9 protein-coding genes are annotated in these 11,651 nt (G+C 40.4%); all 9 read right to left on the bottom strand.

The features are described from left to right. Positions 1 to 77: 77 nt before the first annotated feature. The 9 genes from ACH8E3_RS09185 to ACH8E3_RS09145 all read right to left on the bottom strand — a co-directional run bounded on the left by ACH8E3_RS09185 (position 78) and on the right by ACH8E3_RS09145 (position 11,619). Entirely contained in the window at positions 78 to 599 is a 522-nt protein-coding gene (locus ACH8E3_RS09185; protein WP_458632328.1) for a hypothetical protein, read from the bottom strand. A 105-nt stretch (positions 600 to 704) separates the two neighbouring features. Then, positions 705 to 1,331, bottom strand: a complete 627-nt coding sequence (gene yihA / locus ACH8E3_RS09180) for a ribosome biogenesis GTP-binding protein YihA/YsxC (protein WP_458632327.1) — start codon at positions 1,329 to 1,331, stop codon at positions 705 to 707. 27 nt (positions 1,332 to 1,358) lie between these two features. After that, entirely contained in the window at positions 1,359 to 3,683 is a 2,325-nt protein-coding gene (lon, locus tag ACH8E3_RS09175; protein ID WP_458632326.1) for an endopeptidase La, read from the bottom strand. Between the two features lie 89 nt (positions 3,684 to 3,772). Beyond that, positions 3,773 to 5,509 (bottom strand): ATP-dependent protease LonB, encoded by a 1,737-nt coding sequence (gene lonB / locus ACH8E3_RS09170; RefSeq protein ID WP_458632325.1) that lies wholly within the window; start codon positions 5,507 to 5,509, stop codon positions 3,773 to 3,775. Positions 5,510 to 5,752: 243 nt separating this feature from the next. Next, entirely contained in the window at positions 5,753 to 6,859 is a 1,107-nt protein-coding gene (gene ispG / locus ACH8E3_RS09165; protein WP_458632324.1) for a flavodoxin-dependent (E)-4-hydroxy-3-methylbut-2-enyl-diphosphate synthase, read from the bottom strand. Positions 6,860 to 6,979: 120 nt separating this feature from the next. After that, positions 6,980 to 8,254, bottom strand: coding sequence for an ATP-dependent protease ATP-binding subunit ClpX (gene clpX / locus ACH8E3_RS09160; RefSeq protein ID WP_458632323.1), 1,275 nt, complete (start codon positions 8,252 to 8,254; stop codon positions 6,980 to 6,982). 11 nt (positions 8,255 to 8,265) lie between these two features. Continuing rightward, positions 8,266 to 8,856, bottom strand: a complete 591-nt coding sequence (gene clpP / locus ACH8E3_RS09155; protein WP_458632322.1) for an ATP-dependent Clp endopeptidase proteolytic subunit ClpP — start codon at positions 8,854 to 8,856, stop codon at positions 8,266 to 8,268. Positions 8,857 to 9,085: 229 nt separating this feature from the next. After that, on the bottom strand, positions 9,086 to 10,423 hold the full coding sequence (gene tig, locus ACH8E3_RS09150; RefSeq protein WP_458632321.1) for a trigger factor: 1,338 nt from the start codon (positions 10,421 to 10,423) through the stop codon (positions 9,086 to 9,088). A gap of 269 nt (positions 10,424 to 10,692) precedes the next feature. Beyond that, on the bottom strand, positions 10,693 to 11,619 hold the full coding sequence (locus ACH8E3_RS09145) for a hypothetical protein (RefSeq protein WP_458632320.1): 927 nt from the start codon (positions 11,617 to 11,619) through the stop codon (positions 10,693 to 10,695). Between the last annotated feature and the right edge of the window lie 32 nt (positions 11,620 to 11,651).

Here is an 11,651-nt window from a genome sequence, read left to right as displayed (position 1 = left end):
GTTAATTATATCACATTCATTCAAGTCACTATTACGATAAATTGACATGTTTATGAACCTATCGTCATTGAAGATACTTACTTCGATAATAGCTCCAGCAATTGTTCATTTAGTTTGTTCAATTGTTTGCCTTGAACATCATCTATTTCATTCTTATTATTCACAAGTATACCAAATATGGGAACGACCTCACTGAATTTGGACGCAAATGTAAGTAAGATTTCACGTTCATCTTGACTGATTGGACGTTCTCCCCCAATTTGCCAACCTGTTATCATATTAACGAATTCAGAGATCGCTGACAATTCCTCTAAATTATCCTTACCGAAGGCGTTAACCAATCGTTCATGTCCAAATTTTGCTGAATAGGCAGTTAATTTCACGCGATCTAATTCTTTTGTATTATTTGCCTGGATTGCGTCACTTAATGAAGAGTTCATAATTTGAATTTGAAAATGAACAACCTCAAATAACATTTGTGAAGAATCACTTTTCGCAACATCAGGCTTAACCAATTGATAACTCTGATAGAACAGACTCCCCACTAATAATACCAACAAACAAGAGAATAATATATCCCTTTTCCCTTTTCCTCGCAATCACAACACCCCCCATATCACTTCAATAGCCTTGTATTATTGTATGGGATAAAGAAAAAACAAATAACCACGGAACACCGTGGTTATTTGTTAACAAGTATATGCTTATTCGGCTTCGTGTGACATCTCAACGATATCATCCTCAGTGGCTCTCATATTCGCTTTGATGATACCCCACAACTCGTCTTTTCCTAGTCCCGTCTCAGACGAGAATAATACGAGCGGATGATCAATTCTAAGACCTAAACATTGTTTCGTTTGTTTAATCTGCTTAGCCCAACGACTACGTGGAATCTTATCTGCTTTTGTTGCTACTACACATACAGGAATATCATAATGCGATACCCAATCATACATAATCATATCGTCTTTGGAAGGAGGATGTCGTAAATCTACGACGAGTAATAATAACTTTAACGTCTCTCTCTCCAACAAATAATTCTCGATCATATTTCCCCATGCTGATCGCTGCGTTTTAGATACTTTAGCAAACCCATATCCAGGAAAGTCCACTAAATACAAATCATCATTCACAACATAATAATTTAATTGCTGGGTCTTGCCAGGTGTTGAGCTTGTTCTAGCAAGATTCTTACGATTTATCATTTTGTTTATTAAAGATGACTTACCAACATTCGATCTTCCTGCCAGAGCAATCTCTGGCAAACCGTCCTCTGGATATTGAGCAGGTCCAACGGCACCAATCACAAACTCTGATTTGGTTACTTTCATAATTATAATCCCTCTCTAATGCACTCCCTAATGTTCCACAAGCGCATGTTGCAGAACCTGATCCATATGAGAAACAGGTACAAATTCCACTTCATTCTTTATGCTGTCCGGAATCTCACTTAAATCCCGTTCATTATCTTTTGGGAGCAAAATTTTCTTATAGCCTGCACGATGCGCAGCTAGTGACTTTTCTTTCAAACCTCCAATAGGAAGAACACGTCCACGCAGTGTAATCTCACCTGTCATCGCAATATCCTTGGAGACATACCTTTTAGTCAATGCCGAGATTAATGCCGTAGCAATTGTTATCCCTGCCGACGGGCCATCTTTGGGAATGGCACCTTCGGGAATATGGATATGAATATCATTCTTCTCATGAAAGTGTGCATCGATTCCTAAGACTTCGGATTGAGAGCGAGTGTAGCTAAAGGCCGCCTGTGCCGACTCCTTCATCACATCACCCAATTGACCTGTTAGTATTAGTTTACCTGAACCAGGCACAACTGTCACTTCAATCATTAATGTTTCTCCACCGACCTCCGTCCAAGCAAGCCCTGTCACTGTTCCTATTTGATCCTCAAGATCTGCAACACCGTAACGAAATTTAGCAACACCAAGATTCTCTTTAATATCATTAGGTGTTAACACAATATGTGATTGTTCATGCGCAACAATCCTTTTCGCCGCCTTACGACAAAGTGAAGCGATTTGTTGTTCTAGATTACGAACGCCTGACTCTCGCGTATATTCACGAATGATCTTTAGTAGGGCTTCGTGCTCTACCTGGAGTTGTTCTATCTCCAATCCATGCTCACGTTTTTGCTTCGGTAACAAATAACGATTAGCAATTTGAAGTTTCTCAAGTTCGGTATAACCTGGTATATGGAGTATTTCCATTCGATCCAACAGCGGTCTTGGAATATTATGAATAGCATTGGCTGTGGTCACAAACATAACTTTGGATAAGTCAAAAGGAACCTCGATGAAATGATCACTGAATGTATTATTTTGCTCTGGATCAAGTACCTCCAGTAATGCAGATGAGGGATCTCCCCTGAAATCAGATGCCATCTTGTCGATCTCATCTAATAGAAACACCGGATTCATCGATCCTGCTGTCTTCATTCCCTGAATGATGCGACCAGGCATTGCTCCTACATACGTACGGCGGTGTCCACGAATCTCCGCTTCATCGCGGACGCCACCAAGTGATATACGTACAAATTCCCTATCTAACGATCTAGCTATCGACCTTGCTAGTGATGTCTTACCAACACCGGGCGGACCAACAAGACATAGAATGGGTCCTTTCATTTGTTGTACAAGCTTCTGCACAGCCAAGTATTCCAACACACGTTCCTTGGGCTTCTCCAAGCCATAGTGATCTTCATTCAGAATATCTTCTGCTCTTTGGAGATCCAAATCGTATTCCGTCACATGATCCCATGGTAGACTTAATAACCATTCTACATAATTACGGATAACGCCACCCTCAGCTGAGCTTGTAGGCATCTTTTCAAGACGACTGATCTCTTTATCGATCTTTTCCTTTACCTGGTCAGGGAGATCTCTTCCCTCCATCTGCTCGCGAAGCTCATCAACTTCGTTAGCTCGACCTTCTTTCTCCCCTAATTCCTTTTGTATAGCCTTCATTTGTTCTCGAAGATAATATTCCTTTTGTGTTTTCTCCATTTGTTTCTTTACACGTTGACCTATCTTTCGTTCCAATTCAAGTACTTCACGTTCATTATTAAGGATATCAAGAAGTTTCTCCATCCGTTCTCGAACATCGATTGTTTCTAATATCTCTTGTTTATCTTTAATCTTCAAAGTCAGATGACTTGTAATCACATCGGTTAATCGTCCTGCTTCCTCAATATCGGAGACAGCCGCTAGTGTTTCTGGTGTAACTTTCTGCGACAAATTTATATAATTCTCAAATTGATTAAGAACGGTGCGCATTAAAGCATCCATGGAAGGATCATCAATCTCTACCTCAGGTAGCTCACGGGCATACACTTCGTAATACTCCTCATGATCTGTATATTCTAGAATTTCCGCACGTTCCATTCCTTCTACAAGAACACGGATAGTACCATTCGGCAATTTCAACATCTGTCTTATTTTAGCTACCGTCCCAACACGAAATATATCTTCTTGTGTTGGCTCCTCAATGTTCACTTCAGATTGAGAACAAAGGAGTATTAAATTATCTTCTATCATCGCTTTTTCCAGTGCTTTGACCGATTTCTCACGACCCACATCAAGATGTAGAACCATGCTTGGGTAGACAAGAAGCCCTCTTAACGGCAGCAAAGGAAAAAGACGACCTTTCGTTTTGATCGACCCCATCGCTTTCGCACCTCCAGTTGCTCTCTTTACACTTATACTTCTATATACTTTAACAAAAAAGGTTGTGAAACACCAATATGGACTCGCTACTAATAGTGGTTGGAATCAGTAATAGCGCTTGGTGTCACTGAATTTGCTTGTAGGAGTGAACTTGATAAACCTGGGAATACATCCGTCACCTCGGATACCATCGTTTCATACAAATGATTCGCTATTTCCTTACCAAACACATAATGAAACACTTCCTGAATAGACTCAACCGGTATTACATTTAATCCTTTAAGGTCCGCAAACAGGCTCTGCCAATTGTCTTTCGGTATAATAACGGTTGTCGCCCCCGCCTGAAAGGCAGCTTCGACTTTGGCTATAACTCCTCCGATAGGTTTAACTTTACCATGAATACTAATCTCACCTGTCATAGCGATGGTATGATCAATGGGTATGCGTTTGACTGCAGACAAGATGGCCGTTGCCATCGCAATTCCAGCAGATGGCCCATCGATTGGATTACCTCCTGGAAAGTTAATGTGCAGATGATATCTACTGGTATCAATACCTAATAGACGAAGAACGGTGAGAACATTATCCAATGAGCCCTTGGCCATACTCTTTCGCCGAATCGTACGAGATCCACTCCCAATTTCTTCTTCCTCTACTACACCCGTTACATGAATCTGCCCTTTCCCTTTTGTACAAGCCGTGGCTGTCACTTCAATCTCAAGTATTGCGCCTATGTTGGATCCGTATACTGCGAGTCCATTCACTACCCCAATCTGAGGAATTGTTGGTATTTTACGCTCTGAACGTGGTTGGAGCTGGCTGCTATTCGCTACCCACTCCACATCAGATGCAGACAACTCATCTCTCTTCTCCGTCAACGCTAATCCAACTGCAAGCTGGACGATATTCACAGCTTCTCTACCATTCGTCGCATATTGCTTCACCACTTCTACAGCAGCAGGGCATGGTTTGAAGCCTATTTTTTGAATAGCATCTTCGGTAATGATTCCGATCTCCTCAGGCAACAACGGTCTAAAGTATATTTCCATACATCTCGATCGAAGCGCCGCTGGTATCTCTTGCGCAGAACGAGTTGTCGCACCAACGAGGCGGAAATCAGCAGGTAACCCATGTTGGAAAATATCATGAATATATGCAGGTGTATTATTGTCCTCAGAGTTATAATATGCACTCTCTAAGATAACCTTGCGATCTTCAAGCACCTTTAATAGCTTATTTAATTGAATGGAATGCAACTCCCCAATCTCATCAATAAATAGAATGCCTCCATGTGCTTTAGTGACAGCCCCCGGTTTAGGTTGCGGAATGCCGGCAACTCCCATGGAACCTGCCCCTTGGTAAATCGGATCATGAACAGATCCAATTAAGGGGTCCGCTATTCCCCTTTCATCGAAACGAGCCGTTGTAGCATCTATTTCAGTAAACTTCGCTTCATTCTTAAAAGGTGAATGGGGATTCTTCTTCGCCTCCTGTAATACAACTCGTGCGGCAGCGGTTTTCCCTACACCTGGTGGCCCATAAATAATGACATGCTGAGGATTAGCACTACATAATGCCGCTTTTAACGCTCGTAATCCATCTTTCTGCCCTACAATATCATCCATTGATTGGGGTCTTGTCTTCTCCGAGAGTGGCTTGGTGAGCGATATGGATCGCATTCTTCTTAACTTATCAAGCTCTTTCCTTGATTCTCTATCAATGGATGTACGATTAGACTTCTGCCCTCGCAACAAATTGAGAAAGTACATTCCAATGACAACACCAAAAAACAGATTAATCACCATAATAATCATACTTACATTCATAGTTGTCCTCCCATTTCTATAACTGCCATTTGTCTAATACTTGGTAGTATAGCCCTTTCCACACCCAATAAACTCATCCGTGAAATTTACTGGTAAAAATGATAGCGCATAGAATGGTATAGGACCCGGTCCTATTACCGTGTGAGGATACAAAAAACACCCCTTACCATGGCATTGGATTTCCCTAAGGATCTACCAAGTCATTTCTAAGAGGTGCTACTATTAAATCATGTTATCTCGTTATTATAAATGTTGATGATTGCGACCTGGTATTTCTCCAGTAGCTTCATACACTTCAACAATATGGTCAATTTCTTTCTTCAATTCATTCACTAACTCTGCCTCAGGCACCTTACGAATCATCTCTCCATAACGAAAGAGCATTCCTTCTCCACGTGCACCAGCAATTCCAATATCAGCTTCTCTAGCTTCTCCCGGCCCATTCACAGCACAACCAAGAACAGATACTTTAATCGGTACCTTTAAGTTAGAAATATATTCTTCTACTTCATTTGCAATAGAAAATAAGTCGATATCTAATCGTCCACAAGTTGGACATGAGATTAGTGTTGGGGCATTCGATATTAGCCCAAATGATTTCAATATCTCACGTGCTACCTTAACTTCTTCAACAGGGTCAGCACTAAGGGAGATTCGCAACGTATTCCCGATGCCCATAGACAGAAGGGCTCCAATACCAGCGGAACTCTTAATCGTTCCTGAGAATAATGTTCCAGCTTCTGTGATACCTAAGTGCAATGGATATGGAATAACTTCAGCCGCTTTACGATAAGCCTCAAGTGCCATAGGAACATCAGACGCTTTGAGTGAAACGATAATGTCATGGAAGTCTAATTCTTCTAGAATACCTATATGAAAGAGTGCACTTTCCACCATTGCATCGGGTGTTGGATAACCATATTTCTCAAGCAAATGATTCTCAAGTGAACCTGCATTAACCCCAATACGAATAGGAATGCCACGTGCCTTACAAGCTTTAACGACCTCTTCTACTTTGCTACGCCGACCAATATTACCTGGATTAATCCGAACTTTATCAATTCCGTTCTCAATAGCTGCTAGTGCCAATCTATAATCGAAATGGATATCTGCTACCAACGGGATATGAATTTGTTTCTTAATTTCCTTAATTGCAGCAGCAGCTTCTTCATTATTCACGGTCACGCGGACCATTTGGCAACCTGCTTCTTCTAACCTTAATATTTCAGCAACCGTGGCTTCTACATCTGCTGTCTTCGTTGTACACATACTCTGAATAATGACATCGTTATTGCCACCAATCGTGAGATCCCCAACCTTGACTGAACGCGTATCTTTTCTTAGAAACATGACATATCCCCCTCTAACGCTAAAACTCCACCCCAACTCAACGTCAATAGCTGCACGTATAAGCTGGAAGTGGAACTTCGGCAATCTATTCAGATCATGCTTGTCGTGTATAAAGAACGTTTAAGCACTTTCTTCTTCTTTCTTAGCGTCATTATCTTTTTTATCCTTGGTATTCAACTCAGGGATAATCATCTTATCCTTTACGACCTGCTCTGTGATGACGCACTTCTCGATATCTTCCCTGGATGGGATTTCAAACATCATATCTAACATAATGCCTTCAATAATCGCTCTTAGACCACGAGCTCCTGTGTTGCGTTTAATCGCTTCTTTAGCAATGGCTACCAATGCTGTAGGCTCAAATTCAAGGTTGACGTTATCCATTTCAAGCAGTTTTTGATATTGCTTCGTTAATGCATTCTTCGGTTCAGTCAGAATGCGAACTAACGTATCCTCTTCCAATGGCTCCAAGCTTGAAATAATAGGTAAACGACCTACAAATTCAGGTATTAGACCGAATTTCAATAGATCTTCTGGCAGTACCATAGATAGGTACTGACCTGGATTCAAGTCCTTTTGGGCCTCTGCACCCGCATTAAATCCGATTACTTTCTTACCGATTCGACGTTTAATTAGTTGCTCCAATCCGTCAAATGCTCCACCACAGATGAACAATACATTTGTAGTATCAATTTGAATGAATTCTTGATGAGGATGCTTACGTCCACCCTGTGGTGGTACGGATGCAACAGTTCCTTCAAGTATCTTCAGAAGTGCTTGCTGTACACCTTCACCTGATACATCACGAGTAATGGATGGATTCTCAGATTTACGAGCTACTTTATCAATTTCATCGATATAAATAATGCCTCGTTCTGCTTTCTCCACATCATAATCTGCCGCTTGTATAAGCTTGAGCAGAATATTCTCAACATCCTCACCTACATAACCAGCTTCTGTCAAAGAAGTTGCATCAGCTATAGCAAAAGGAACATTGAGGATCCTTGCCATCGTCTGAGCCAGTAGCGTCTTCCCAGAACCTGTTGGACCCAACAAGAGAATGTTACTCTTAGAAAGTTCAACATCATCAATCTTACTTTGAGTATTGATTCGTTTATAATGATTGTATACGGCAACAGATAAAGACTTCTTAGCTTGATCTTGCCCAATAATATATTGGTCAAGAATGCTACAAATATCTTTAGGCTTCGGAATATCTTTGAGATCTACTTCTTCCTCATGACCTAGTTCTTCCTCTACTATTTCTGTACACAATTCGATACATTCATCACATATATAAACGCCAGGACCTGCAACTAATTTGCGTACTTGTTCCTGAGTCTTACCACAGAAAGAACATTTCAGTTGTCCCTTCTCATCATTAAACTTAAACATATTACCACCCCTTAAGATTTGTTCGGTGAGGAAAGGACTTTGTCTATAAGTCCGTATTCCAAAGCTTCTTCGGCACTCATGAAGTAATCACGATCCGTATCCTTCTCAATCTTATCAAGAGATTGACCGGTTCGCTCTATATATATTTGATTAAGCTTTTCTCTAGTCTTAATAATCCAATCTGCATGAATTAGAATATCAGATGCTTGACCTTGAATACCACCCAAAGGCTGATGTATCATCACTTCACTATTCGTCAGTGCAAATCTCTTTCCTTTGGCTCCTGCAGTCAATAGTAAAGATCCCATACTTGCTGCCATTCCTACACATATCGTAGACACATCCGGCTTAATGAATTGCATTGTATCGTATATACCCATACCTGCTGTAACGGAACCACCTGGTGAGTTAATATAAAGACTAATATCTTTCTCAGGGTCTTCAGCAGCTAGAAATAATAACTGTGCTATAACAAGATTGGCAACATCATCGTCAATAGCATTACTTAAAAAGATAATGCGATCCTTAAGCAATCTCGAGTAAATATCGTAAGAACGTTCCCCTCGACTGGTATGTTCAACAACCATAGGTATTAGACTCATTTAACCAACCTCTTTTCCTTTTGAAAACGCAATTTGAACTCTCATGAATATTTTAACATGTTAGAAGCACGATGTCATTTTTTCAATATATGTTACCCATACTAATCGCAAAAATATGTATTTCATCATTAAAACCCAAATACCTTATGTTTTACCCAAATTTTGGTAGTCGTTAGGTAAAAATAAGGCGCGTAAAAACACGCACCTTATCCATTACTATGCTAGATTCTTATTTGTCTTCTTGCGTTTCTTCAGTAGCTTCTTGTGTTTCCACAGGAGCAACTTCTTTGCTGTTATCTAACAAGAAATCGACGGTCTTGCGCAAAGCAATTTCTTCACGAAGGCTGTTCAATGATCCATTAGATTCTAGAACATTTCTCAACTCTTCTGCAGAACGTTTGTAGGATTCAGCTAATGTATCTAATTCATTAGACACATCTTCGTCGCTAGCTTCAATCTTCTCATCTTTAGCAACTTGCTCAAGCACAAGATTGTTACGCACGCGCTTCTGCGCATCCGTCTTCATCTGCTCTTGTAGATCAGCTGTTGATTGACCTGAGAAACTCAAGAACATTTCAAGATTCATACCTTGTGAACGAAGACGATTATCGAAATCGCTCATCATGTTCTTAACTTCACTATCGATCATAGATTCTGGAATCTCAACTTCTGCCAATTCAGCAACTTTATCCACAACTAGACCTTCGCGAACACCTTTTGCTTCTTGCTCTTTGCGAGATTCTAATTGCTTCGTCAAATCAGCTTTGTATTCATCTAATGTTTCAAATTCACTTACGTCCTTAGCGAATTCATCATCCAATTCTGGAAGTTGCTTACGCTTGATTTCGTGAACCTTCACTTTAAATACTGCAAGCTTACCAGCTAGAGTCTCCACTTGATAACTGTCAGGGAATGTTACTTCAACATCCTTCTGGTCACCCGTAGCTAATCCAACAACCTGTTCTTCAAATCCAGGGATAAAGGAATTACTTCCTAGTTCCAATGAATAAGCTTCGGCTTGTCCGCCTTCAAAAGCAACACCATCGACAGAACCGTCAAAATCAATGATTGTAATGTCGCCATTCTCAGCAGCACCATCTTCGATAACAACTAGCTCAGCATGACGACCTTGTAAACGAACCAATTCCTGATTCAGCTCATCTTCTGTTACTTCAACTTTTTGTACTGGCACTTCAACACCTTTATATTGACCAAGTGTTACTTCAGGCTTCACAGTAACTTTAGCTTTGAACTTAAATACTTCACCTTTAGCAAATTGATCAATATCGATCTCTGGACGATCTACTGGGAAGATATCAGTCTCATCTACCGCTTCTGTGTATGCTTCAGGAAGCAAGATGTCAATCGCATCTTGATAAAGGCTTTCTACACCATAACGAGCTTCAAAAACGGAACGTGGCACTTTACCTTTACGGAATCCAGGTACATGTGCTTTCTTAGAAACTTTTGTGAAGGCCTTGTCTAGCGCCTCAGTGACACGTTCAGTTTCTACTTCAACTTCAAGAACCCCAAGGTTCTTCTCTATTTTTTCCCATTTTGCTTTCATTTTATGCTTTCCCCTCCAAAAATAATTCGCTTTTTTTATCTTACAATATAAGAAGTCAAAAGCTAACACTTCATTCATTCTTATATTTCTCGCAGAGATGAGTATGTTCCATATACAAGCAAGACACAACCATCACTCGTTAAATAACATAAATTCACGCACAGAACAACCATTTTAGTATAAACAACATTGTACTTTTTTTCAAGGAAAGGTTCTAGAATCAATTGGAATGTAATGATTATAATTTAAAATGGCGGTGTGCTATAAGTCTATACTTCCCCTTCGGTCACAAATTGGTTCAGCACCCGGTAGGCTTGTTCGAACTGAAAACGGTAATTTTCTGTAATGCCATATATAGCCCTTGTATCCTCTTCATTTCGACTGCCGGTCAAGCTCTCCGACACATTCTGATGAAGGGCGGCTGCCCAGATATCCATCACTAAGTCCTCTTCGGTCAGCATCGATAGATATACATTGGTTCCATAGATTACCTTGATGAACTGAAACCACAACTCCTGTGCGAAGTAGTATAGCGTCGGTTCTTGGATCTCTGTATATTCAGCAACACGATCTACAATCTGTTGTATATTTACCGGGAAGCCACTATCTTGTATAGGAATAGCTTCAATGTCTATTTCTACCTGTTCTTGCCCTCTCGTAAAAGTAACCATTCCATGCATACCACGCTTATGTAGTGTTTGTAGCACTTGAAATTGGAGTAAAGGATGAAGTGTATTATGTTGTAGCCAATCCACTAATTCAAGATCAATGTCTTCGCCTTGTAGATAGGACAGTTGTCCCAAAGCAAGCATCGTTTGTTCGGACAAAACCTCGTCTTTCACAACACGCAACAGTTTGTTCGCATAATCCGCATCTTCTGCATGTTTAAACTGTGCATTACGCCGAGCTAGGTGTTCTTCATCCAGTTCACCTTCATGTTCTATTGAGGTTAAATCCAGATGATCATCATCGGACATATATTGTGGAAAAGCTGTCTCTAACCATTCAAGTAAAGCATGCCACTCATCCAAATGCCTCTCTTCTTGCCCTTGGCATTGCAGTAAGAAACGAAGTAAGTTCATAGCTTCTTTATATTGTTCACTTTCTAACATGACCGTTAATTGTATCTGATAGTAATCCAATGTCTTTGGAAATAGAAAGAGATTGTCTTTGTCAGAGGAATGCATGTTGTTCATTTGTACCCCTCCTCTCTTGATTAATTCTGTTA

Source organism: Paenibacillus sp. CMAA1364 (assembly GCF_054373195.1).
This window is presented reverse-complemented; position numbering and strand designations above follow the sequence as displayed.

What these genes read in the sequence shown, in the direction of transcription:
- yihA (WP_458632327.1), bottom strand. Translation starts at nt 1,331, where the DNA reads ATGAAAGTAACCAAATCAGAGTTTGTGATTGGTGCCGTTGGACCTGCT.
- lon (WP_458632326.1), bottom strand. Translation starts at nt 3,683, where the DNA reads ATGGGGTCGATCAAAACGAAAGGTCGTCTTTTTCCTTTGCTGCCGTTA.
- lonB (WP_458632325.1), bottom strand. Translation starts at nt 5,509, where the DNA reads ATGAATGTAAGTATGATTATTATGGTGATTAATCTGTTTTTTGGTGTT.
- ispG (WP_458632324.1), bottom strand. Translation starts at nt 6,859, where the DNA reads ATGTTTCTAAGAAAAGATACGCGTTCAGTCAAGGTTGGGGATCTCACG.
- clpX (WP_458632323.1), bottom strand. Translation starts at nt 8,254, where the DNA reads ATGTTTAAGTTTAATGATGAGAAGGGACAACTGAAATGTTCTTTCTGT.
- clpP (WP_458632322.1), bottom strand. Translation starts at nt 8,856, where the DNA reads ATGAGTCTAATACCTATGGTTGTTGAACATACCAGTCGAGGGGAACGT.
- tig (WP_458632321.1), bottom strand. Translation starts at nt 10,423, where the DNA reads ATGAAAGCAAAATGGGAAAAAATAGAGAAGAACCTTGGGGTTCTTGAA.
- ACH8E3_RS09145 (WP_458632320.1), bottom strand. Translation starts at nt 11,619, where the DNA reads ATGAACAACATGCATTCCTCTGACAAAGACAATCTCTTTCTATTTCCA.